The sequence below is a fragment of the Gilliamella sp. B14384G12 genome (assembly GCF_016101825.1).
In the GTDB taxonomy this organism is placed as follows: domain Bacteria; phylum Pseudomonadota; class Gammaproteobacteria; order Enterobacterales; family Orbaceae; genus Gilliamella; species Gilliamella apicola_N.
This window is the reverse complement of the sequence record NZ_JACFPU010000003.1, coordinates 94,738-121,142: the sequence shown is the minus strand read 5'-3', so window position 1 is coordinate 121,142 and position 26,405 is coordinate 94,738. Positions and strand designations below refer to the sequence as shown.

Below are 26,405 nucleotides of genomic sequence, written 5' to 3'. Positions count from 1 at the left end.
TCTTATTATTCTCGAAAAGATTGCCCTCTACAGATTATTATGTTTCTATTTAAATATAAAATAATGTTTATCTGATAATTTTTAATTAACAGCTCTATTATGAATATAATAGTGAAGTTTATCTTTAAAGATGAACAAATATTAATTTATTGATTGTATATTATAAAAATAGCCCATGATAGGCTGTAATTTATGTTAATATGGCAAAAATCAATCTTAATTATGGAAACGCAAAATTATGATACCTGATGTTTCTAAAGCACTTAGCTGGTTAGAAAAACATTATACAATTTTACAAGGCATTCAACGCGGTGTTGAGCGAGAAACTTTGCGTATTTTACCTGATGGTTCCTTATCAAAAACACCTTTTCCAGCTAATATAGGCTCGGCGCTCACTCACCCTTGGATCACAACCGATTTTGCTGAATCACTACTTGAATTCATTACGCCAGTTAATACCAATATTGATTATATGTTAACATTTTTACGTGACTTGCATCATTATGCTAGTGTTAATATTGGCGATGAATTGATGTGGCCTTTGAGTATGCCATGTTTTGTCGCAAACGAAGATGACATTATTTTGGCACAATATGGATCATCAAATGAAGGGCGTTTCAAAACGGTGTATCGTGAAGGTTTAAAAAACCGTTATGGCGCAATGATGCAAACTATTTCAGGGGTTCATTATAATTTTTCATTGCCAATGGCATTTTGGCAAGCTAGAGATGGTGTAAAAAATACTGAAGAAGGTAGAGCCGTTATTTCTGAAGGCTATTTTACTTTAATCCGTAACTATTATCGCTTTGGATGGGTTATTCCTTATTTATTCGGTGCCTCTCCATCTATATGTTCTTCATTTATTCAAAACCCAGAAAAAGCGAAAGCTTTTATTGAACAAACAAACGGAAATTGTTATTTACCTTATGCAACGTCATTAAGACTAAGTGATATTGGTTACACAAATGATGCACAAAAGCAGTTAGGTATAACATTTAATCATTTAGATACTTATGTTGAAGGTCTTAAACGAGCCACACATACCAAGTCACCACAATTTAGTAAATTGGGTGTCAAAGTAAATGGCCATTATCGTCAATTGAATGATAATGTATTACAGATTGAAAATGAGTTTTATGCACCGATTCGCCCTAAACGGGTACCAAGATCTGGGGAATCGCCATCTGATGCACTTATGCGTGGCGGTATTGAGTATATTGAAGTTCGAGCGTTGGATATCAATCCTTTTTCACCTATTGGTATTACCGAAGAACAAATTCGTTTTATTGATCTTTTCTTAATTTGGTGTGCATTAGCTCCTGCACCAGAAATGAGTAGTGAAGAACTTGAGTGTTCTAAAGTAAATTGGAATCGAGTAATCATGGAAGGGCGTAAGCCTGGTTTGGAAATAGGCATGGGCTGTGATAGTTATCGGGAACCATTATCTAAAGTTGGGCATAATTTGTTTAAAGATTTGCTTAGAGTCGCCGATGTTTTGGATCATAATGACGAGCATCGACAATATCGAAAGGTTTGTGAAAAGTTAGACGTGATGTTTGACCAACCTGAATTAACTTTATCTGCTAGAACGCTTGAAGCTATTAGTGATTTAGGCACTTCTAAATTTGGTTTAGTACTTGCATCTCAATATAAAAAACAACTCTTAGCAGAACCTTTAGCAATATTGACTGATAGCGATTTTGTTCAACAACGTATTTTGTCTATTGAAAAACAAAAGAAAAAAGAGCAAAGTGATACCTTATCCTTTGATGAGTATGTAAAACAAAAAACCAATATTTAAAATGTTCAGAAAACGCAATTATACATTAAGATATAAGAAAAATAGCGATGTAGAATTGATATTACCTAACCATCATATAGTGGTAAAGCAACCACTCATTGATCAAGAATATTTTTCAATTTTAGTTTGGAATATTTTTAAGCAAAAGAGGGCGGAATGTATCAATATTTTAGAGCTTTATGCGGATAAAGCTAAACTAATTTTATTACAAGAAGCCCAAACTACACCTCAATTATTAAATTTTATTTCACGACACAATAAAATTGCAGATCATGTTCCAGCATATTGTTTGAAAGATATTTATGCCGGTGTTATGACTATAACCGATAGTTTACCAACAGATCTTTTGTCTTTTAGAGAAATAGAGCCACTAATTCGGGTTCCCAAATCAGCGTTAATAACTATCTATCCTATTAAAAATTCATTACAACAATTATTGGTAGCAAACATTCATGCTGTTAATTTTAGTATTGGAATTAAGGTTTATCGCCAACAAATCCATATTTTATTAAAACGTATTAAAGAACATCATGGTCCGGTAATATTAGCGGGGGATTTTAATGCATGGAGTAAACAGCGCTTAGATTTATTATTTTATTTAGTGAGTTCAATTGGACTTAAACCCGTAAATTTCAGCGTTGATATTCGAAAAACATTTATGGGAAGACCTTTAGACTTTGTTTTTTATCGAGGATTACAGCTTGATGCAGCGCAAATAATTAGTACAACTGCATCAGATCATAATCCTCTTTATGTAAGTTTCAAATTGGATTTGCATTCACAAGGTTAATTGTTAGAACATCACCCTCTTTAATTCTCTGATTTTTTAAGTTATTCCATAACAACAGGTCGGTAATTTTTACTCGATAATTTTGTGCAATACTATAGAGATTATCACCCGCTTTCACTTGATAAGTGATTTGGGTATTGTTACTATTATTCTCCACAATTGAACTGATCTTTTGATGATTTAGATCATTATGTTGTACTGCTGATGATTTAACTTCAAATGGCATCGGAGCATGTGGTACATCCTGCAAAAGCTCAGTTATTTCATTTGCTACAAGATTTTCTGCTTGTAATTTTTGGAATAAACTTTTGGCATGAGCATGTGGAATAAGCAAATGGAAAGGACCATTTACGGTTTGCTGTACATACCCCGCATTATAGGTCGTTAACTCATTGAGTGACAATCCTGTATATTGAGCAATTTTAGCCAATGAAATGTTTTTAGTTATATCAATTCTGACCAATGAATTTTCATAATTACAATCAGGCAATTTAATACCATATCGAGTATTATTTTTTACAATATCCACTATTGCCAAAATTTTAGGAACATAATGCATTGTTTCATTAGGTAATTCTAAAGACCAATAGTCAGTGGATAAACCTTTAGCATGGTTTTTCTCCATTGCTCTTCTAACGCGCCCTTCACCAGCATTATAAGCAGCAAGCGTTAATAACCAATCACCATTAAAGCGTTCGTTTAAATTTTGTAATAATGTGATGGCTGAATTTGTTGATGCAATTAAATCACGGCGAGCATCAAAATAATTACTCTGTTTTAATCCATACTCTTTTGCTGTTATAGGTACAAATTGCCATAAACCTGCCGCTTGAGCAGATGATGTTGCTAATGGATCATAAGCACTTTCAATTAAAGGAACTAAAGCTAACTCAACAGGTAAATTATTTTTACGTAATTGATTAACTATATAATAAACATAAGGCTCCGAACGTAATGCGATTGTTTCAAAACCTTGGGGATCACGTAATAATATTTCTCTTTCAGCTTTAATGCGACTATTATCGGGAACATTAGCATTAATCTGATTGTTTATATACTGCCATGGATTTTGCGTGATAGATACATAATTACTATTACTGACAGTTTGTCTATTACTAACTACGGTATTTTTTGAGTACTTTATTCTAACAACTGCATTATGGCGCGGCCCACTATACTGCTGACATGCACCTAAAAAAGAGCATAACACTGTAAATATTAATAATTTTTTCATTAGACAGACTAAGTTCTATATTGTTTAAGATTACTATTATACCTAAAAATTATCTTTTAGGCTCCTAAAAAAAGCAAACAGCTCTAATTCATCGCTAAAATTGAATTTATCTTGTAAAGATTTTTCTTCGCATCGTAAAAATAAATTAATTTGTTTTTCTTCATTTAAAATAGAAGGTAAAGTCACTGATTTATTATGGATACTATCAAAATATTTGTTTATTTCTTTGTCATCTGGAACCATATTTTTAGCAAAATTTAAATTTGCTAAAGTGTATTCGTGTCCAGCACAAACAAGAGTATCATCAGGCAACTGTTTTAATTTGTTAAGCGAACTTAACATTTGTTGATAAGTTCCTTCAAAAATTCTTCCACATCCAGCAGAAAACAATGTATCACCAGAAAACAGATAAGGATGACAATAATAAGCTAAATGTCCCAAAGTATGCCCAGGTAAATGGAACACCTCAAAATTGAAATCACCAATACTCACTTCATGTTGATTAGTTAGATAGGTAATTGGTAAATTAATCTCACTTGGACCATAAATGATTACATCAGGATATTTGGTTTTTAGCCCGCTAACACCTCCAACGTGGTCTATATGGTGATGTGTAAGTAAAATTGCAAGTGGTAATAGTTTATGTTGATTAAGATAATTAATGACCACTTGTGCATCACCAGGATCGACTATGATGACCTGATTATGTGAATTTTCTAATAACCATATATAGTTATCTTTTAATGCGGGAATAACATGTAAGTGAAACATTTATTATTGACTCCGTTAATGTTACTTATTGCAATTTATTAAAAATTTACACTTATTATCGATACTCTATCAAAATAAATTCAGTTCACTATCGTCATTATTTGCATTTTCAGATAATGATTGTTCAAATACAACATCGGATAAGCTTGGTGCTTGAGCCATGGATTTTGCAATTACATCACAACGTTCATTTTCAATATGTCCAGCATGACCTTTTACCCAAATCCATTCAATTTCATGCGTTTGAACTAATTTGTCTAAACGCATCCATAAATCTACATTTTTAACAGGTTTTTTATTGGATGTTTTCCAGCCATTTCTTTTCCATCCATGTATCCAATTGGTAATCCCATTGCGTACATATTGACTATCTGAATAGAGTTTTATCTTGCAAGTTTGTTTTAATTGCTCTAAGGCAACAATAGCGGCTAATAATTCCATGCGATTGTTTGTTGTTTTAAAATAACCTTGAGATAAGATTTTTTCGTTTTGCTTATATTTTAATATTGCGGCATATCCTCCAGGGCCAGGATTACCAAGGCAAGAACCATCTGTGTATATTTCAATTTGTTTTAACATTTTATTAATCTTTTTTAAAAATCAAATAACATTTTGAATGTGAGTTTGATATAAAATAGTAAAATATTTGTACTGATTTGATTAAATTATTTACTTCAATTTTCGCAGATATCAACATCAAAGAGTTTTAGTGCTAGACTATACCATTATTTTGTTTTTCCCAACATTTATTAATACATAAAAAGAGAATACTGTGATAACTAATTGTACTCGCCAAATCGTATTAGATACAGAAACCACTGGTATGAATCAAGAGGGCAATAATCATTATGAAGGTCATAAGATTATTGAAATTGGTGCTGTTGAAGTGGTTAACCGTCGATTAACTGGTAACCATTTTCATGTCTATATTAATCCTGAACGCCTAATTGATGAAGAGGCTTTTAGAGTTCATGGCATAAGTGATGAATTCGTTAAAGATAAACCGATTTTCAAAAATATTGCTCATGATTTTATTAAATTCATTGATGGCGCAGAGCTAGTAATTCATAACGCTTCATTTGACGTCGGATTTATGGATTATGAATTCCGGCTTTGTGGTCTAGATTTTAAAACATCTGAGCATTGTATCGTAACCGATACTTTAGCTATGGCCAGACGAATGTTTCCCGGTAAACGTAATAATTTAGATGTTCTTTGTGAACGCTATCAGATAGATAATTCTCATCGAACTCTTCATGGAGCTTTACTTGATGCCGAGATTTTAGCTGAAGTTTATTTAGCTATGACTGGTGGGCAAACAACTCTAGCTTTCAGTTCAGATGAACATCTTTCAACTTCAACAGAGGGAAGTGTTATAAAAAGAATAGAACGTACAGGTAATCCGTTAAAGATTATAAAGGCAACGGAACACGAGCTTTCCGAACATGAATCAATCCTAAAAAAAATTGAAAAGAAAAGTGGTGAAGCCATGTGGAAATTACATTAATGATGTTTTTATATTCAATTGAACAATGATTTTAAAAATATGATTGACGAACAAGAAAATAATCTTTAATATCACGCCTACTTTAATGTTGTTCGTTAAAGGAATCTAAAAAGCGGAGCGGTAGTTCAGTTGGTTAGAATACCTGCCTGTCACGCAGGGGGTCGCGGGTTCGAGCCCCGTCCGTTCCGCCAATTATTATAGAAGTTCATTCAATTAGAGCGCTCCACGAAAGCGCTTTTTTTATTGTAAAATTCTTAGTGTCAAATTGCTGTCATTTTCAGATAATCTATTTTCGACCATCACTAATCAAAGCCATGATGACAAATAAGCATAATGTCTAACAGTATCAGTTTTTCTTTAAATATCTAAGCCCTACAACGGGCGTGGGTGAATTCTATTCATAAAATGCCTAGGCTTAATCTGTTTTGAATTCTAACGCTATAGATAACTTACATAAATTTCTAACGTCAGGTATTGTTGTATCCGATTCCATTAAGAAATTGCAACAATTTATCTAAGTTAATATTTTAATCATCTTCTTTTATTGACTTAAGATATCTAATATTGTGTATTAAAGAAAACTGAAATTAAGTAACAAAACACATACTTAAAAACTTTACTTGATTATTATAAATATCCAAAAAATTGACACTATAATAGTCAGTTCTGCTGTTGTTTATTAATGGTAAGAAATAATCCCAGAAAAAACACCTATTAATTATAAGAGTTCAAAAATGGTGAATTAAAAGTTGAAAATAACGATGGGTTTCTCGATTCTATGTTTTATATATTTTATGATAATACTTTTGGTCGTAATAATATAAATCTATATCGACTTTCAATATATAAACACTATAGTTTATGTTTTATAGTGTGAATAAATTTGGTCTATGTCTTAAAATCATTAATAAGCATATTACTTAATTATTGCGGTAATATCCTAGTTCTAAAATAGGAGAAAATGATAATAGAATTGACTTCTCTATATATTAATAAAATATGAATATATTCGAACTATCCATAGATCATATTAAAATTAATGAAATATAAAGTACTTTAATTACTCTTTCATTACAGAACATGAACAGAAACTTAATTATAATACTGATGTTCATAGTCAGCAGAATAGGGATGATGTGGCTAACAAAAGCATTTTTCAAAAAAACATCAGCTGTGTTATATTAAATTGATGTTAATTAAACAGTAAATTTACTTAGAGCTAAATTTTTTAATGTTAAAAAAAAGTTTATTTATATTATTGGGATGTGTTTCTTTTATATTAGGAACCGTTGGTATTTTTGTGCCAGTTTTACCTACTGTGCCTTTTTATTTATTAACAGCTTATCTTTGGCTGAATAGTTCTGATCGCCTTTATTCTTATTTTACTAAAAGTAAATATTATCAAATTTACATTCAAAAAATGTTGATTGAGAAAAAAGCTTCAAAAGCAAGTTTATTTAAAATGCTTTTGATGGTATTTATTGTATTACTCATACCTTTTATTATCTTTAATTCATTACATGTTAGAATTATTCTTGTTATTGTTTTTTTTTGCACATCTTATATTCGGTTATATTTATTTCAATAAAAATAAATAAAAATAATATTGTTATGAATAAAATTAAGTTAAGTTAAGTTAAAAAGTTAAAGGGCATACAAGTTACCCTGTAACTTTTTAGAGTATCCATTTATTGTTGTTTTAAACTCTTTTTGATTTCTATTGCAAGCAAAGGATTCCACATAGCGCCCGTCGCACTCATTACTGCGTTAGCGCCAGCTTTTATAAATTCCTGATAATGTTCACTTGAGCTTACGCCGCCAACGCCAATAATTGCAAAGTTTAATTCCATTTGTTGACGATATTTAGCTAGACGAGTCACCATATCCAAACCTGCCCAACGAATAGCATCACCACAGACTCCACCTTCTTTTCTATTTTCTCCTAATGCTGGATGGCCATTTGCATCTACAGGTTTAGCCGAAAGGGTATTAATAGTACTTAAACCATCAATAATTGAGCCAACTCGTTTTAATAACGACACAATTCTTTCATCATCAGGAAAATAAGCTAATTTTAAAATAAGAGGGCGATCAGGCACGGCTGTTTTTATTTCATTAACAATACGCTCCACTTTATCGGTATCAAAACAAAGTAGTTTACTTGCACCTTCGTTAGGACAACTCAGATTGGCTTCTAGAATGGGGGCATCAGTTTCTCTAACTAATTTTGCTGCTAAAGCATAGTCTTTTTCAATTGCTCCATTGCCTTGAGTTCCTTGAAAGCTACCAATTACACATTGACCATGACCCGCTGCTTTAACTGCCTCAGCCATATCTGGTTGCCAAACGTCAGGTGCAAAAGAAGGAACGCCAAAGGAGTTAGTAATTGATAATGGTTGATTATAATTGGTGTCGGCTAAAACTGTATCAAGGTTACTGCTTAGTTTACCTTTAGGATGTACGGACAAAACATTTGGTAAAGGATGACATTTATGCATTTTTGTTCTAACTGTTTTGTACACACATAAATCAAATCCATATACAAAAGCTGCTTTGATATAATTTGCATTTAATAATGGACCTGCAGGCATTCCAAACGGTAAATTCACATCAACATTTAAAAATTTAGTAGGCAGAGTTGTTACTTGTTCTGCCTTATCTAATTGACTGAAAAGTCCAAAAGGCCCTTGAGCATAATTATCTTCATAACTAATACTTGGATTATAAAAAGGGATCAAAGGTTTCATGCTTGCTCCTGTTTTGGTGTACTTATATTGAATTTGATTGATAATCTGAGATGAAAATAAAAAAAGATAGGCTTAAAATAAAAAATCCTCCATAATGGAGGATCATTAATTAAAATAGAAAAAGAATGATGTTTTAATGATTCTTTCAGTTTGTGTGTATGTGCCACAATCATCTACCATTCCTTTTTATATAAATTATTAAGCATTCTAACTGATTAGAATTAAAGTTCAAGAATAAACTATTAAAAAATTTGCAAGTAAATGAAATAGTTATAGTGTTTTTTTTTAGACTAAAAATCCATTTTTATTAATCAGAAATGGAAAAAATGATACAAAATAAGCAATATTTAAATATTGAAAAAGTAAATTATTTTATAATTTTTTAATAAATTTAAAAAAATTTCTGTCGAAAAAATGATACTAACCTTGCTAATGAAGCTATTGTCGGTAGAGGATGATTATTAGTAATGTTATTATTACCAATTATAAATTAATTTAAGTAATTATTAGGTACCTAAAATGACAAAGAAAAATGCTTTTGAACCATTAACATTACCCAATGGTGTTGAATTAAAGAATCGCATAATTATGGCACCAATGACTACTTGTTCTGGATTTTATGAAGGTTCTGTAACATCCGATCTAATTGAATATTACAATGCCAGATCTGGAGAAATTGGAACTATTATTGTCGAATGTGGTTTTGTCGATCAAAAAGGGTTAGCTTTTCCTGGAGCTATTGGACTAGATAGTGATGACAAAATTGAGGGTTTAGCAAAAATAGCTCATGCAATTAAAGAAAAAGGTTCAAAAGCAATCATTCAGGTTTATCATGGAGGTAGAATGGTGGAGCCCAAGCTTATTGGTGGACTTTCCCCTGTAGGCCCTAGTGCGATTGCTGCCCCTAGACCTGAAGCAGCTACTCCAATAGAACTAACGGCAAATGAAGTAGATCAAATGATCGAAAAATTTGGAGAAGCAGTTAGACGAGCTATCCAAGCAGGTTTTGATGGTATAGAAATCCACGGTGCTAATACCTATTTAATTCAGCAATTTTATTCACCAAATTCAAATCAACGCAATGACAAATGGGGTGGGAGTCGGGATAATCGAACAAGATTCCCCTTAGCCGTTTTGGATATAACTCACAATATTGTTAAGAAGTTTGGGAACTCTGATTTTATTATTGGCTATCGTTTTTCACCAGAAGAGCTAGAAATACCAGGTATTCGTTTTGATGATACTATGTATTTACTTGAGAAATTAGCTGAAAAGGGTTTAGATTATGTTCATTTTTCAATGGGAACGATATTAAGATCCTCGATTGTCAATATTGAAGATCCAACACCATTGATTAAAAAATATGTTGCAATGCGCTCTGACACATTAGCTAAAATTCCAGTTGTCGGGGTTGGTAATGTAATTAATCAAACCGATTTAGAAACTGCCTTAGAAAATGGTTATGATTTAGTTGCTGTTGGTCGTGCCTGCATAGCCTATCCAGATTGGACAAGTCGAATCAAAAATGGTGAAAAGCTTGAATTGTTTATCAATAGCGATAAGCGAGAAGAACTCAAAATCCCAGTGCCATTATGGCATTTTCCATTAGTTGAAAGTTTAATTCGAGATGTAAATTTAAATAACAAAAAATTTAAACCAGGTAATTATCAAGAGAAAGTCAATGATGAATCCTATGAATTTACGATCAATGTTGAATTAGCAAAAGACTATATTAAAGATATGCAATTAGTTAATGCAAATAATTTTGATGATAATGTATTAAGTAATTTTAATGAAATAAAAGATAGAATTATTAGTTCAAATAGTCCTCATGTTGACACTATTTCTGGTGCTACAACTCAATGTGAAGCATTTAAAAAAGCGGTAACTAAGGCCATGGTTAAATCCAATAAAGATGCCATTTTGGCCGAAGGTGGTGATCCAGATGATAAATCTTTTGATATTGTTATTGTTGGAAGCGGAGGCGCGGGATTAGCAGCGGCAATTCGTGCACATGATTTAGGTGCCAATGTAGTCATTATTGAAAAAATGTCAGTCATTGGGGGAAATACCAATAAAGCATCGGCCGGTATGAATGCTGCAGAAACTAAATTTCAAAAACTGAAAGGAATCATCGATAGCAAAGATCTTTTCTATAAAGAAACAATGATTGGAGGAAAAAACAAAAATAATCCTGATTTGTTACGTTATTTTGTTGACAATGCTCCAGATGCTATTGATTGGTTAGATAAAAATGGCATTACGTTAAGTGGTATTACCACAACTGGAGGCATGAGTATCGATCGAACTCATCGACCAGAAAGTGGGGCTGCGGTAGGTGGTTTTTTAATAAGTGGATTGGTAAAAAATATCAATAATCGTGGTATTGAAGTTATGCTTGATACCAACGTCACTAAAATTTTAACTGAAAATCATAAAGTAACAGGGGTGGAAGTTACCCAAGAAGATGGTTCAATTCATACCATTAAAACAAAAGCAGTAATCATTGCTACCGGTGGATTTGGCGCAAATAGAGAAATGGTTGAAAAATATCGCCCAGATCTCAAAGGTTTTGTGACAACTAATCATAAAGGAGCAACAGGATCGGGAATTACCATCCTAGAAAAGCTTGGTGCAGGTACGGTGGATATGAAAGAAATTCAAATTCATCCTACTGTAGAACAAACAACCGCTTATCTCATTTCTGAATCAATTCGTGGTGGAGGTGCAATATTAATATCACAAGATGGAAAACGCTTTGTTAATGAATTAGATACACGTGATAAAGTTTCTAATAGTATCAATAATTTACCAGAACATTATGCTTATATTTTATTTGATCAACAAGTTCGTGATGAAAATAAATCGGTAGAGGAGTATGTTTCACGTAATTTAGTGACTCAAGCCAATACTATTGATGAATTAGCTAAACAGTTATCCATTAATGCAAATACATTGACTGAAACAATAAAACGTTATGATAATTTTATTTTGAATAAACATGATGAAGATTTTGGTCGAACAACAGGGATGCGTCATCCTATTAATAAAGGTCCATTTTATGCGATAAAAATTGCACCAGGAATACATCATACTATGGGAGGAGTAACTATCAATCCGGAAACACAAGTATTAGATACTCAACATCATGTTATTGAAGGTGTCTTTGCCGCTGGTGAGGTGGTTGGAGGCGTACATGGTGCCAATCGTATTGGTGGAAATGCTGTTGCAGATATCATTATCTTTGGCTTACAGGCAGGCAAAAAAGCTACAGATTATATTCATCAATATTAAATTAGTAGTTTGAATATATTCGATTTTATTAAAATCAACGGTTTATTGAAGTTTGATTAGACTGGAAAAGCCGTTGTTTAGGTGGAATATTTATATTATCAGAAACTTGATAACTAATTTGTTATTAAGTTTCACCTAATAGAGGTGATCTCCGTGAATTTAAGTAATGATAAACATCTAGTCAAAATTAATCTAATGTTATTATTAAATTATTCCTAAATTTTCTTAAAGGAGTATGTATTGCACAATGAATAAGATCATATCATGATCTATAAAGTAGCAAATATATAAAGTAAATGTTTTTCGATAAATTCATTGAAAAATAAAATAATAAAATTAATAAACACCTATAGTTTCACTTGCCAAATAATTAACGATTAACAAAATTAAATAATTATCTAAAAAGTAATTTTTTTAAACTAAATTAAATCTTTTTAAAACAAGAAGGAAAATGCAATGGATACAATAAAAAAGCCACCGGTTAAATGGCTACCATTTATTATTATCGCTGCTATTTCAGCCATTTTATGGCTATTTGTATTACCTCCTGATGGAATCAGTATAGAAGGATGGCGGACAAGTATTATTTTTGTGGCTACTATTGCTTGTATTGTTGCAGAAATTATGCCTATTGGCGCAATTGGTTTTTTGGCGATTACCATTTTTGCGGTGTTAAGACCATCTGGAGCTACTTCTGCAACCGAATCAATTAAAATCGCATTAAGCGAATTAAATAGTACATTGATATGGCTTATTGTTATCGCTTTTATGATCGCTCGTGGTTTTATTAAAACAGGATTAAGTAAACGTATCGCTTATTATCTTGTGAAAATTCTCGGACGAAATACATTAGGTTTAGCCTATGGATTATCAGTAACTGATATTGCTTTAGCACCTGCAATTCCAAGTACCACAGCTCGAGCGGGAGGCGTAATTTACCCAATTGCTGAAGCTTTAGCCATTAATTTTAATTCAAATCCTAAAGATGATTCACGAAACCGCATTGGAACTTTTTTGATGCTAACGATCAGTCATATCAATGATATTACATCGGCAATGTTTTTAACGGCATTCACTGGAAATCTACTGGCGGCTAAATTAGTAACATCTTCGCTTGGCATAACATTAGGTTGGGGTCAATGGTTTATTGCTGCTATTGCTCCTTGTTTAGCTTCTTTCATTATCATTCCGTTAGTTATCTATTTTTTGACCAATCCAGAACTTAAAAAAACACCTGAAGCACCAAAATTAGCGACAGAAGAACTTAAAAAAATGGGGCCCGTTACTGGTAAAGAAATTATAATGGGAAGTACAGTGATACTACTTTTGGTATTTTGGATTTTTGGTAATAAATTGGATATTGACTCAACTACTACAGCTTTTATTGGCTTAACTTTATTAATTTTAACAGGCGTATTGAGTTGGGATGATATTAAAGGAGAAAAAGCTGCTTGGGATACTTTAATTTGGTTTGCAGCCTTACTTATGATGGCAGGACAAGTAAACAAACTTGGTGTAACTAAGTGGTTAGGTAATACTATAGGTAATGCAATAGAAGGGCATTTAGGTGAGAGTAGTTGGATGCTTGTTATTATTATATTGTGTACCGTTTACGTTTATTTACACTACTTTTTTGCCAGCGGTAATGCTCATATTGCAGCTTTGTTCCCTGTATTTTTATCTGTAGCAATCGCACTCGGTGTACCGCAAATGATAGCTATTTTTGCATTAGTCATTTGTACAAATTATTTTGGTTCAATTACACAATTTGCCAACGCTAGGAACCCACTATTATTCGCTGAAGGATTTGTACCGGTAAAAACATGGTGGAAAGTTGGTTTTGTATGTAGTGTTGTGAATTTAATTATTGTTTTCACCATTGGGTTATTATGGTGGAAAATGATAGGGTTAGGTCGATAAAGTAATTTTTTTACTCAAGAAATGTTTTTACGGCTAGTTTAACTAGCGGTAAAAACATATTAATAAAATTTATTCAATATATTACAATTGATAACTTCCAATCATCTACTGTTTTCCAATATTTTTGCTCTTGCTCTAAATCAAGTAGAATAAGTTTATTATTTTCGATGAATGTTGCATCTATCTCTAAAGTAATATTTGTTAATTTGTCATCAATTAATTTCAAACGAAAAGCATTTAAATTCAGATCATTATTACGCTGATTATTGATTAATATTGATAATCTTAATATCTGTAATAATGATATGATATGCTTATATTCAAAAAGACTAAAATATGGCAAATTATCAATATTTATTGATTTTCTATGATAACGAACAAGAGAAGATAAAAGAAGTTGTTGTTCTTCATTAAATCCTGGAAGATTACTGTTTTGTAAAATATAACTTGAATGTTTATGTATAGAAGAAAAATTGATTTTTAATCCTACTTCGTGTAATTGTGCTGCCCAGTATAATATTGACTCCAAATGCATCGGAATAGTTATAGGAGACTGTCTCTTCCACTGTGAATATAAATATTTGGTTGTTTTAACAACCTGTTTTGCATGCCGTTCGTCTATATTATAATGTTGAGAAAGGGACTCAGCTGTCGTTTCTCTAATATCTCGATAATTGGGACCATCAATGAGCTCATATAATACGCCTTCACGTAGGGCACCAGGACAATATCGTAAAGCTTGTAAATCTAATGCATCAAAAACACCACTAAATATAGCAAGACCACTGACAAAAACATCTTTTCTTTCATCGGAAAGGGATGGGTATTGAATATCATAGAAAGAGTGAAATTCTAGAATATAATTGATTAGATCATCTAACCGTTTTTGAGTTATGATTCCATCACTGACGCCCAAATCCAACAGTATTTTGTAAATGGATTTGATTGTACCTGATGTACCAAAAGCAATACTAATATTCTGTTTTTTTATGGTATTAATAATGCTTTCTATTTGTTGTGCCGCGGCAAGTTTAGCTCGTTGGAAAGATATTTTATCGATCTTTTTTTGGGAAAAAAACTGCTTTGTATAAGTGACACATCCCATTGGTCTACTCGCAACGATGTACGGTTTAAGATTATTCCCTTTACCTATTGCTATCTCAGTCGATCCTCCACCTATATCTATAACAAAATTTGTATTAGTTATATTGGTCGATTCGGTTGTCATCGTTCCCAGATAAATTAAGCGAGCTTCCTCTTGCCCAGAAATAATTTCAATAGGATAAGGTATTACTTTAGCCGCTTGAGTCAAAAATATCTGTTTGTTTTTGGCAATACGTAATGTGTGTGTTGCGACAATCCTTACATTTTCAATGGGAAAATCTTTTAATCGCTCAGCAAACAAAGCAAGGCATTCTACGCCACGTTTGATACTTGATTCACTTAACTCATTATTTTCATTTAATCCAGTAGCTAAATGAATATGTTTTTTATTTTTATAAATAATTTGTGAAGTACCATTTATACAACGAGCAATGACCATATGAAAACTATTTGACCCAAGATCAATCACAGCATATTCATTTAATTTAGTCATTTCCTAATTCCTTATACAATTGTTTCTAATTGTTTTAAATAATCATAGATAGCATGTTGTGCTCTAATTTTCTTCTTATTACCTCTTAATACATAATTATTAGTATTATCTTTATCAATAATTCTGGCTTTAACATTGTCATTACATTGGATATTAAAAATATCATGAATCGTCGATCTTAAAATAGGGTCAAAAATTTTAACGCCAACTTCAATACGATTATCAAGATTTCTAGGCATCCAATCTGCTGAAGAAATATAGGTATCTTTTTTTCCATCATTTTCAAAAATATAAACACGAGCATGTTCTAAATATTGATCAACAATACTGGTCACAAAGATATTTTCACTTAAATGAGGTATTTGAGGAACTAATACGCAAGTCCCTCGAACAATCATTCTAATTTTCACTCCTGCACATGATGCCCGATAAAGTGCATCAATCATTTCTTTATCGGTTATCGCATTGAGTTTTAGATAAATACCTGCAGATTTTCCTACTTTAGCATTTGCTATTTCTCGTTCAATAAACTCATGAAATCGTAATCGTGTGTTTTGAGGAGAAACCAGCAAATAATTGAAAGATACTGGTTTAAATGGATTTTCAATAAAATTGAAAACTTTTTTTACTTCATCAGTTATAGCGGGATCTGCTGTTAATAATGAAAAATCGGTATAAATTCGGGCAGTTCTTTCATTAAAATTACCTGAACCAATATGAGCATAACGGACAATTTCATCATTTTCCTTGCGGTCAATTAAAAATAACTTGGCATGGATTTTTAATTTTGGTTGTGAATAGATAACTTTAATACCACTACTGATCAATCTTTTGGCCCATTTTATATTTGCTTCTTCATCAAAACGAGCTTGTAATTCAACTACAACCGTTACTTTTTTTCCATTATTGGCTGCATTTATAGCGGCATGAATAAAGCGAGAATCTTTTGCGACACGATAAATATTCATTCTTATGTGGGTCACGGCAGGATCGAAAGAGGCCTGTCGCATAATTTCTAATACATGACCAAATGAATAATAAGGATAATATAGTAGGACATCACGATCTTTGATTGCTGCAAAAGAATTTCTGAATTGTTTGAATCTATTATAAACAAGATTAGGCACATGTTTATTCATCAAATTTTTAATACCTAGATCTGGAAATTTAACCAAATCTTTAAAATTAGGATATCTTCCTCCAGGCATGGCATCTTGTTCAGTTAATCTTAATTTGTTAATAAGCAATTCAAATAATGCTCTTGGCATATCCTTTTGATAGGTAAATCGAACTGGTTGAGCTGTTAATCGTTGTTTTAATCCTTGAGACATCAGTTCAAGCAAACTATCTAATTCGGTATTTAATTCATATTCAGCATCGCGATTTATATTGATTGAATAAGCATTTAGCTCTAATGCATCAAAAAAAACTTTGAATATTTCAGGGAGACAATAACGTAAAATATTATCTAGAAATATAATTGATTTATTTTTTGTCGACACTTCAGAAGGAAGTAAAACGAATCGTGAAACATTGTCGGTTGGTAGTTCGAGTAGTGCATAACTGATGCTCGTTTCACAAATTATTTCAACAGCCAAATAGGCATGATCGTCTTTTAAAAATTGAATCAATTCCGTATGACTATCAAGTAGGATAGGGGTAATATACTGTCTTAGATTATTTTTGTAATAATTTTTTATCCAATTTTCTTGATAAGAAGATAACTGCCTTTCATTAATCAAAAAAATCTGATTTCTGGCCATTTCAAGTAATAATTCATTATAAAGCTGATCAAACTGAAGTTCTAATTGAATAACTTTTTGATTAACTTGGCGTAAAAGTTGTTTTGAATTTGATGAACCTTGAGATTGTTCTTGTTCAATCAAAACATATTTTTTTAAATTAGCAAATTGTACTTTATAAAATTCATCAAGATTACTGGAGTATATTCCTAAAAATCGAATACGCTCAATAAGCGGATTACTTTTATCAGCGGCTTCTTGTAGAACGCGCTGATTAAAAGACAACCAACTTAGTTCTTTTGGAAAGTATACTTTTTCTGATAGCATTTTTATCTCTTACAATTTATTAATACTGTATATTTACAGGATAACTTAAGTAAAAAAAAAAGCTAGCACATAGCTAGCTTTTTATATTTAATTAACGATATTAGAATTAATTAAATTCTATGAACTGAAGTTGTGTTGGTGGTTCCACTTGGAACTAATGCTCCAGATACCATCACAATTGTATCACCTTGATTTAAACCGCAATGTTTAACTGCCATTTCTTTACCTAAACGGTAAAAATCATCAGTAGAGTTAATTGCATCAATTAAAATAGGCTCAACACCTTTAGATAAAGCTAATTGGTTAACAGTTTTTTGACATGATGATAGTGCTAAAATACGCGCTTTAGGGAAATAATGACGTACTTCACGTGCAGATTTGCCACTGCGAGTTGCAACAACAATCAATGGAACATTGAGTCGTTCTGCAATTTCAACTGCACCACAACAAACTGCTGCTGTAATTCGTAATTTTTCTTCTTTAGCGGTAAGTTCCAATGAAGCAGGAATAGTGCTATCTGTACGTTTACAAATAGTAGCCATTACATTCACCGTTTCAAGTGGGTATTTACCTTTAGCACTTTCGCCTGATAACATCACTGCATCAGTTCCATCAATGATTGCGTTAGCTACATCACCCGCTTCAGCACGAGTAGGGCGAGGATTTTTTATCATTGAATCAAGCATTTGTGTTGCAGTAATAACTGGTTTTGATGCTCGATTACATTTTTTAATCATCATTTTTTGAGCAAAGATAACTTCTTCAACCGCAATTTCAACACCTAAATCACCACGAGCAACCATAATACCATCTGATGCTTCTAATATTTCGTCAAAATTATCTAAACCTTCTTGGTTTTCAATTTTAGAAATAATTTTGATATCTTCACCACCATGAGTTTTTAAGTGAGCGCGGATATCTTCAACATCTGAACGTTTACGAATAAATGAAGCCGCAATAAAGTCAACGCCTTGTTCACAACCAAAGATAAGATCATTTTTATCTTTTTCAGCTAGAGCTGGTAATTTAATTGAAACACCTGGTAAGTTAATACCTTTATTTTCTCCCAAATCACCATTATTTAAAACTGTACAGATAACTTCATTACCTTTAATTTCTTTAACATCCATGGCAATTAAGCCATCATCAACTAGCACGCGATTGCCTGGTTTTAGATCATGCGCAAAACCATCATAGGTAACAGCAACTCGCTCAGAATTACCAACGACATTCTTATCAGTGGTGAACGTGAAAGTTTGACCAGCTACCAATGAAACGTCACTTCCGCCTTCTAACTTAATAGTACGAATTTCAGGACCTTTGGTATCTAGCATGATTGCAGCTTTTAAGCCAGTTTCTTGCATTACTTCTCGTAAATTCTTTATTCGATTACCATGCTCTTCATAATCACCATGAGAAAAATTTAAACGCATAACGTTCATTCCTGCGTTTAATAATTTGGCTAGCATCTCTTTTGATTCAGATTTAGGACCTATGGTACAAACTATTTTTGTCTTTTTCATAATATTTTCTACTAGTTGTTAAAGTTAATGTTTAAAATTCAAATAATCTTTTTTCGCAAAAAAAATCAATGTCTGATGATTGATTAGATTGGTATATAGAGAGATGAGTAACTACAAAATAGTTACATAACTTAAATAAAATATTTGAAGAATTAGTCATTTTCATTAAAGCTTGGACATCTACAAAACTGGAGCCATTATATTCTTAACTACATTTAAAATAAAGCTTTTTGTAATGAAATTGTCTCAATTAGCCACTAAAAAACATTTTAATAATATAAATATTTGTCAAAATGTTTGAGGAAATGCATACGTTTCAATCACATTAACTCTTTAAGTTTATAAGTAAGTTCGTTATCTTCATTCTTTAGAATTAATTGATCCTTTGTTAATTCAATCTTTGCACCTTTAACAATTAAGTCTTCAATAACTGCATCTAATTCACCCAGTTCTCTATCAGGACAAGCCATTTTGGTCATAGCTAAACCTGCTCCTTTAATAACATTATCGTTTAATGCAACTTTTCCAGAAAATAAATTGCACATTTTTCCTGTTATTGTCATATTTTCACCGAATTCTAATTCAGCATACTTATCAGATGCGATTTTTTGTCCATTAGCCTTTACTAGCACAAAGTGGTGATGCATAAGATCGGTATCTTTGACATTGTTTGATTTATTACAACCAGAAATGGTGAAAGCTGTAGCAATTAAAGGTAAAATAAAAATCGTTTTTTTCATTTAAACTCCTAATAAAAAGTTTAATTTGCTATAATTGAGCACAATTTAGATTATTAACAGAGCATTTTACTCTCTATGTTATCTCAACAGCAACTAAAAGATTTAAAATCAACGACTTTCTTAGATAAACATAAAATAATAAAACTGGCTAAAAAAAATCATCTTGAGAATGATATTAATTTGGCTATACAAGCAGCTAACCAGCATTACCAAGCCCGAGTATTGTCGTTACCAAATAAAATTCATTATCCTGACAATTTACCTGTATCTGAAAAAAAACAGGCGATTTATGATGCTATAAAAAACCATCAAGTTGTCATTATTGCAGGTGAAACGGGGTCTGGTAAAACGACACAAATTCCGAAGATTTGTTTAGAGCTAGGTTTAGGGATTAAAGGATATATTGGTCATACGCAACCAAGACGATTAGCAGCTCGTTCTGTTGCAAATCGTATTGCGGAAGAATTAAAAACAGAAATAGGGCAGTTAGTTGGTTATAAAGTTAGATTTTCAGATCATGTGAGTGAAACAACATTAATAAAATTAATGACTGATGGTATATTACTTGCTGAAATCCAAAAAGATAAATTGTTGCTACAATATGACACTATTATTATTGATGAAGCTCATGAACGTAGTTTAAATATTGACTTTATTTTAGGTTATCTAAAGCAATTATTACCTAAACGTCCAGATTTGAAAGTAATAATTACATCAGCAACCATTGATGTGGAACGATTTTCTAATCACTTTAATCAAGCGCCAATAATTGAAGTTTCTGGACGAACTTATCCTGTTGAAGTGAGATACCGTCCACCCATTTTCAATGAAGAAGATGATACAAATAACGATTTTCAACCTATTCTTGATGCTATTGAGGAACTATCAGCAGAAAGCTTTGGTGACATATTAATATTTTTAACTGGTGAACGGGAAATTCGTGATGTAGCCGATATACTTAATAAATTAGAATTACGCCATACCGATATTTTACCATTATATGCTAGATTATCTGTAACAGAACAAAATCGCATATTCCAATCCCATTCCAAACGTCGAATTATTCTTGCAACTAATGTCGCAGAAACATCATTAACTGTACCAGGAATTAAATATGTAATCGATCCTGGTTTAGCCAGAATTAGTCGTTATAGCTATCGAACAAAAGTCCAGCGATTACCAATTGAACCGATCTCTCAAGCTTCGGCTAATCAACGAAAAGGTCGTTGTGGTCGTACCTCGGATGGTATATGTATTCGTTTATATGATGAAAATGATTTTTTATCACGACCAGAATTTACTGATCCCGAAATATTACGAACTAATTTAGCTTCGGTAATTTTACAAATGACTTCATTAGGATTAGGTAATATCGCTGCTTTTCCATTTGTCGAAGCTCCAGATTCCCGATATATTCGTGATGGTATTCGATTATTAGAAGAGCTTGGTGCAATATACATTAAGCATCATCAGTATCATTTAACTGCAACAGGTAAAATTTTAGCTCAATTGCCTATTGATCCAAGATTGGCCAGAATGTTAGTAGAAGCAAGGCGATCAGGTTGTACAAAAGAAATAATGATAATTACAGCAGCCTTGTCTATCCAAGACCCAAGAGAAAGGCCATTTGATAAACAACAAGCTTCTGATGAAAAACATCGCCGTTTTGCTGATAAAGAATCAGACTTTTTATCTTTAATTAATTTGTGGAATTACATCCAAGAACAGCAAGATCTTTTATCAGGAAATCAATTTAGACGATTATGTCAAAAAGAATTTTTAAATTATCTTCGTATCAGGGAATGGCAAGATGTCTATACGCAAATTAGACAGACCATCAAACAATTAGCTTTTCCAATAAACAGTAAAGCTGCAGATTATATTTCCTTACATACTTCTTTATTGAGTGGATTGTTATCTCATATAGGTATGAAAGAAATTGAAAAACGTGAATATATCGGTGCTCGAAATATTAAGTTTGCAATTTTTCCAAATTCAGCACTTTTTAAAAGTCAGCCGAAATGGTGTATTGTTAGCGAACTGGTCGAAACAAGTCGATTATGGGGGAGAACTGCAGCTAAAATTGAATCAGAATGGATCGAGCCTATAGCCCAACATTTGATTAAATACAGTTATAGTGAGCCAAGATGGTCTAAAAAGCAGGGCACCACAATAGCCAACGAAAAAGTAACATTATTTGGTTTACCAATTGTTGCTAGTCGTATAGTTAATTACAGTAAAATTGATCCAGTTTTAAGTCGTTCTTTATTTATCAGGCACGCATTAGTTGAAGGTGATTGGTTAACTAATCACAAATTTTATAAACAAAATCAAAAATTAATCAAGGAAGTTGAAGATCTTGAACATAAATCTCGTCGCCAAGATATTTTAATTGACGACGATGAGCTTTACGAATTCTATGATAAACGTATTGACGATTCAGTTATTTCTACAAAACATTTTGATAATTGGTGGAAACAAAAGCAAAAATCTCAACCTGATTATCTTAATATTAAAAAGGATATGCTGATCAAACAATCAGCACAGCTGGTTAATCTAAGTGACTTCCCTGATTTTTGGTATCAAGATAATTTTAAATTAGCATTAGAGTATCAATTTGATATTGGTCATAATCGTGACGGCGTCACAATTAAAATCCCTATTGATTTGTTAAATCAAATAAAAAATAGAGGATTTGATTGGCAAGTTCCTGGATTCAGGAAAGATTTAATTATTGCCTTAATTAAATCATTACCAAAGTCATTACGTCGTAATCTTGTTCCTGCACCGAATTATGCAGAAGCATTTTTAGAGAGAATAAGAACAACAGACCAACCAATTCTTGAAAGTTTAGAAAATGAATTTCGCAAAATGACTGGAGTAAAAATCACATCTGAAGATTGGCAACTAGATCAGGTTCCCGATTATTTAAAAATGACATTTAGCATTATTAATAGTAATAATGAAGAAATTGCATCAGGCAAAGATTTAGTCTTATTGAAAGAACAGTTAAAAAATGAAGTTCAAAAAGCTTTATCCACTTTAACTACAAAAAAAGTAGTATCCATTGAGCAAAGTAATATAACTGATTGGAATTTTGGTACATTACCTACAACTTATGAAGAAAAACAGAAAAATTATACAGTTAAAGCTTATCCTGCACTCATCGATCATCAAAATTCAGTCAGTATTGAATTAGTTGATAATCAAGAGGAACAACAAAAATTAAATAAATTGGGGCTTAGACGTTTATTGATGCTGAATATTCCTTCACCTATCAAATATTTACATGAAAAATTACCGAATAAATCCAAATTAGGACTTTATTTTAATTCTTTTGGTACTGTATTAATGTTGATTGATGATTGTATTGCTTGTGCAGTTGATGAATTAATAGATAAATATAATCAAAATATTCAAAATCAAGATCAATATCAAAAATTACTTGATTATACCAAAACAAATATCAATGAAACGGTTATAGATATTGCTAAACAGGTAGAAAGTATTTTGACTTTACATTATAACATTAACAAAAAATTAAAAGGTCGAGTTGATCTATCATTAGCTTTTGCGCTATCAGACATAAAAAAGCAACTTAGTAATTTAGTTTATAAAGGTTTTGTTGCTGATTCAGGTTATAAACGACTTGCTGATGTTTATCGTTATTTACTAGCAATTGAAAAAAGAATTGAAAAACTTATGGGTAATGTAACGAAAGATAGACAATCGATGAATATTATTGAGGAAGTTGAAAATCAATATGAAAAATGGGTTAATAGCTTGCCACAAATTGTTAGATCTAAAGATAGTGTCATTAATATACGTTGGATGATTCAAGAGTTAAGAGTCAATCTATTTGCTCAGCAATTAGGAACCCCTTATCCAATTTCACCTAAACGAGTTAAACAGCAGATCGAACTTGTAAAATCTGAATTATAAATATTAGGATGATCATTTTAGATTTGAAAATTAGAATATGAAATAATAAGAAGAAAATAAAAGAGGAAGTAGGGCGTGGAATACGCCCATCTTCAAAAATGCTACTTATAAAGATCTACAAATACAGTGATATTAGGTCCTTTGGTATCATGAGCTACTCGAGCAATATGATAATATTTAGCTCCATTTTCAATCGCTCTTTTACCTGCTTGATAAGAAATTTCATGATCAGTTACATAATATCCTCGGAATTTAATAGTATCAAAAGCAACCATTTTTGCGGCTGTAGCATCATTCAATTCTTGAATTTTTCTTCCGTCAGGAAGCGTTACAGTGTAACGTGTTAAGCGTTGTGGTTCGGTTGCAACTGCAGGAGCAACATCAGTTGAAGCAGTTTCAGTTATTTTTGTTTGTGTTGTCCTCGTGGTAGATTGATCTATTACTTTTACTTTATTATTAAATTTGTCTGCATAAAATTTTTCATTAAATGCTGATGGTGAATAATAACCAGGTTTTTCAACTTGCATCGCAGCTTCACCACCTTGTGCAAGTGCAAGTTGGCCAGCTTCAGAATCATAAGGAATGGCGTTTTCAGGTTGAAGTTTACGCTCTGGAGCATCTTTTTTAAACAAGTAAGCTGCGACTTGGATATTGCTGCCTAATTCAGAACGAGAATCAATATAAAAAGCGTAGGCACCTTTTGTTAAAGCTTCTTTTGCAACAGCTTGATTTAAATCAATTTCACTAGGAAAGTATCCACGTATACGCACAATATTAAAAGGTTCTAAACGAATCGCCTTAGATTTTGGATATTCAAATATACCTTCAAATTTACGAAAGTTCTCAGCTGCTTCAACAGCCTTTGGTGCATCTGACTTATATAATTTAGCGTAAACGATACGCAATGTATCATTCGATGGACTGATATTAGTAGTAGTTATATAGAATGCTGAAGCACCTTCTTTATCAGCTGCTTTTGACATAGCCATGACATAATCATTATCGGTATAAAAAGCACCACGAACAGTAATTTGTTTAAAAGATTGAAGGTCTTTAGCTTGTTCTTCATTTAATTGTTGAGCTGCAAATGAGCTAATTGGACTCGCAGCGATAGTCGCTACAATAAGAGTTTTCTTTAAACTTATCATATTTGATTAACCTTAGAATTAACTTAGTTAACATTTTATCATGAAATAAATTACTTTCCCAAAACAATTAAAGCGTTTAAATTTTTGATGAAAATATACTTTCCTTTCACGGATAAAATATCAAGCTCTTGAAATTTAGTTAAAATTCGACTAACAGTTTCAATGGTTAATCCTAGATAATTAGCGATATCGGTTCTACTCATAGATAACTTTATATTCAATGAAGTATGACCACGTTTTTCATAACGTTTATAAAGAGAATAAATAAAATAGGCTAGACGTTCATCAGCCTTTTTTTGTGAATAACATAAAACTAACTTTTGAAAATTATAGATATCATTACTTAATAATTTTAAAATCATATCTCTTGTAGTTTTATTTGTATCAACTAATTCCATTAATTCATCATAGCGGAGTTCGCATATAGAAACATTATTTAACGCTTTAACAGTATAGTTATAAACCCTTGTTGAAATGGAGTCTAACCCAACAATATCACCTGGTAGATAAAAACCATTGATTTGTTCATTACCATTTGAAGTAGTAACATAGGTTTTTAATGCGCCTGAATGGATGATGAATAATTTTGTGAAAGAAGTGTTTTCGTGAATTAAGATCTCATCTTTTATATAAGACTTTTTACGATCTAACACTGTATGTAGGGTATTATTGAGTAACATTGGGATACATAGTGATCCAGTACTGCACAATTCACATGGAACAGAATAGCTTTTTGATCGTAATGACTTATATTTAGTTTGCATCTTTCCGAAAATGTTAATCCATTAGTTGACAAGAACAATGTATTCTATAATAAAAAACAAAGAGTAGTTAGACATTATTTTTTTATTTACAAAAATAATCTAATATCTTTATAGAAATACAAAAAAACTTTATATTTCATATAAAACTACACTAAACCGATATAATTTATATCTTATATAATAATTGATAAAAGTCAAGAATAACAATTAAGTTCAAAATAAAAGAAGAGAAGAAAAGAGGACTAAATGATATTGGCCGGTACTTAAATACATTGCAATAAGTTATATTTAACATAATATACATTATGCGAACCGATATAAATTTACAAGCAGAGCGCTAAATCACAATGCTAACTGAAAAATTTGTGACATCTTGTACCTGCTCGGGATTGGACAATCAGACACTTTGACTTATCGAATTTCACGAACAGTCATAGGACTGAATTTAGATAAATTAAAACGCTGTGCTATATCAATTCCTATTTTGCGTAATCTAGCTTTATGCATCAGATGCTGACAGCATTAATGACAGTAACGCAATTGTAAATAAAATAGGCG

18 protein-coding genes and 1 tRNA gene are annotated in these 26,405 nt (G+C 31.8%); 8 read left to right on the top strand and 11 right to left on the bottom strand.

The window, feature by feature from the left end; translation table 11 throughout:
• Positions 1–238: 238 nt before the first annotated feature.
• The gene (gshA, locus tag H3S73_RS04895) at positions 239–1,801 is read left to right on the top strand and encodes a glutamate--cysteine ligase (RefSeq protein ID WP_144092943.1); all 1,563 of its coding nucleotides are present in this window, start codon (positions 239–241) and stop codon (positions 1,799–1,801) included.
• A 1-nt stretch (position 1,802) separates the two neighbouring features.
• Positions 1,803–2,591: an endonuclease/exonuclease/phosphatase family protein gene (locus tag H3S73_RS04890; RefSeq protein WP_144092941.1), complete on the top strand. Its 789-nt coding sequence runs from the start codon at positions 1,803–1,805 to the stop codon at positions 2,589–2,591.
• On the opposite strand, the gene H3S73_RS04885 is transcribed toward H3S73_RS04890, so the two are convergent.
• From H3S73_RS04885 to rnhA, 3 genes are all read right to left on the bottom strand, one after another.
• Positions 2,563–3,825, bottom strand: coding sequence for a transglycosylase SLT domain-containing protein (locus H3S73_RS04885; protein ID WP_198235988.1), 1,263 nt, complete (start codon positions 3,823–3,825; stop codon positions 2,563–2,565). The two genes, H3S73_RS04890 and H3S73_RS04885, sit on opposite strands and share 29 nt — an antisense overlap.
• A 42-nt stretch (positions 3,826–3,867) precedes the next feature.
• Positions 3,868–4,596, bottom strand: coding sequence for a hydroxyacylglutathione hydrolase (gene gloB, locus H3S73_RS04880; RefSeq protein WP_198235987.1), 729 nt, complete (start codon positions 4,594–4,596; stop codon positions 3,868–3,870).
• 69 nt (positions 4,597–4,665) lie between these two features.
• Positions 4,666–5,175 carry a ribonuclease HI gene (gene rnhA, locus H3S73_RS04875; RefSeq protein ID WP_198228915.1) on the bottom strand — a complete coding sequence of 170 codons (510 nt, stop codon included), beginning with the start codon at positions 5,173–5,175 and terminating at the stop codon, positions 4,666–4,668.
• Positions 5,176–5,368: 193 nt separating this feature from the next.
• Here rnhA and dnaQ point away from each other — a divergent pair, with 193 nt between their 5' ends.
• From dnaQ to H3S73_RS13980, 3 genes are all read left to right on the top strand, one after another.
• The gene (gene dnaQ, locus H3S73_RS04870) at positions 5,369–6,103 is read left to right on the top strand and encodes a DNA polymerase III subunit epsilon (protein ID WP_086327035.1); all 735 of its coding nucleotides are present in this window, start codon (positions 5,369–5,371) and stop codon (positions 6,101–6,103) included.
• A 114-nt stretch (positions 6,104–6,217) separates the two neighbouring features.
• Positions 6,218–6,294: transfer RNA gene (locus tag H3S73_RS04865), tRNA-Asp, on the top strand.
• A 1,040-nt stretch (positions 6,295–7,334) separates the two neighbouring features.
• A complete protein-coding gene (locus H3S73_RS13980) occupies positions 7,335–7,691 on the top strand; it encodes a YbaN family protein (RefSeq protein WP_198235986.1) in 357 nt (118 codons plus the stop codon).
• A gap of 100 nt (positions 7,692–7,791) precedes the next feature.
• On the opposite strand, the gene H3S73_RS04855 is transcribed toward H3S73_RS13980, so the two are convergent.
• Entirely contained in the window at positions 7,792–8,850 is a 1,059-nt protein-coding gene (locus H3S73_RS04855; protein ID WP_198235985.1) for a hypothetical protein, read from the bottom strand.
• A gap of 519 nt (positions 8,851–9,369) precedes the next feature.
• Between H3S73_RS04855 and H3S73_RS04850 the strand changes: the two genes are divergently transcribed.
• Positions 9,370–12,144, top strand: coding sequence for a flavocytochrome c (locus tag H3S73_RS04850; protein WP_198235984.1), 2,775 nt, complete (start codon positions 9,370–9,372; stop codon positions 12,142–12,144).
• Positions 12,145–12,600: 456 nt separating this feature from the next.
• On the top strand, positions 12,601–14,064 hold the full coding sequence (locus tag H3S73_RS04845; protein ID WP_198235983.1) for a DASS family sodium-coupled anion symporter: 1,464 nt from the start codon (positions 12,601–12,603) through the stop codon (positions 14,062–14,064).
• 73 nt (positions 14,065–14,137) lie between these two features.
• Here H3S73_RS04845 and H3S73_RS04840 read toward each other — a convergent pair whose 3' ends face one another.
• The 4 genes from H3S73_RS04840 to H3S73_RS04825 all read right to left on the bottom strand — a co-directional run bounded on the left by H3S73_RS04840 (position 14,138) and on the right by H3S73_RS04825 (position 19,993).
• Positions 14,138–15,661 carry an exopolyphosphatase gene (locus tag H3S73_RS04840; protein WP_198235982.1) on the bottom strand — a complete coding sequence of 508 codons (1,524 nt, stop codon included), beginning with the start codon at positions 15,659–15,661 and terminating at the stop codon, positions 14,138–14,140.
• Between the two features lie 11 nt (positions 15,662–15,672).
• The gene (ppk1, locus tag H3S73_RS04835; RefSeq protein WP_198235981.1) at positions 15,673–17,730 is read right to left on the bottom strand and encodes a polyphosphate kinase 1; all 2,058 of its coding nucleotides are present in this window, start codon (positions 17,728–17,730) and stop codon (positions 15,673–15,675) included.
• Positions 17,731–17,840: 110 nt separating this feature from the next.
• A complete protein-coding gene (pykF, locus tag H3S73_RS04830; protein WP_198235980.1) occupies positions 17,841–19,253 on the bottom strand; it encodes a pyruvate kinase PykF in 1,413 nt (470 codons plus the stop codon).
• A 320-nt stretch (positions 19,254–19,573) separates the two neighbouring features.
• Positions 19,574–19,993: an META domain-containing protein gene (locus H3S73_RS04825; protein ID WP_198228909.1), complete on the bottom strand. Its 420-nt coding sequence runs from the start codon at positions 19,991–19,993 to the stop codon at positions 19,574–19,576.
• A 75-nt stretch (positions 19,994–20,068) separates the two neighbouring features.
• On the opposite strand from H3S73_RS04825, the gene hrpA reads away from it, so the two are divergent.
• On the top strand, positions 20,069–23,935 hold the full coding sequence (gene hrpA, locus H3S73_RS04820; protein WP_198235979.1) for an ATP-dependent RNA helicase HrpA: 3,867 nt from the start codon (positions 20,069–20,071) through the stop codon (positions 23,933–23,935).
• A gap of 101 nt (positions 23,936–24,036) precedes the next feature.
• Here hrpA and H3S73_RS04815 read toward each other — a convergent pair whose 3' ends face one another.
• From H3S73_RS04815 to H3S73_RS13975, 3 genes are all read right to left on the bottom strand, one after another.
• Positions 24,037–25,083 carry a YdgH/BhsA/McbA-like domain containing protein gene (locus tag H3S73_RS04815; protein WP_198235978.1) on the bottom strand — a complete coding sequence of 349 codons (1,047 nt, stop codon included), beginning with the start codon at positions 25,081–25,083 and terminating at the stop codon, positions 24,037–24,039.
• Between the two features lie 50 nt (positions 25,084–25,133).
• Positions 25,134–25,847 carry a cyclic nucleotide-binding domain-containing protein gene (locus H3S73_RS04810; RefSeq protein ID WP_086351307.1) on the bottom strand — a complete coding sequence of 238 codons (714 nt, stop codon included), beginning with the start codon at positions 25,845–25,847 and terminating at the stop codon, positions 25,134–25,136.
• A 411-nt stretch (positions 25,848–26,258) separates the two neighbouring features.
• Positions 26,259–26,354, bottom strand: coding sequence for a phage/plasmid replication protein (locus H3S73_RS13975; RefSeq protein ID WP_198231961.1), 96 nt, complete (start codon positions 26,352–26,354; stop codon positions 26,259–26,261).
• Between the last annotated feature and the right edge of the window lie 51 nt (positions 26,355–26,405).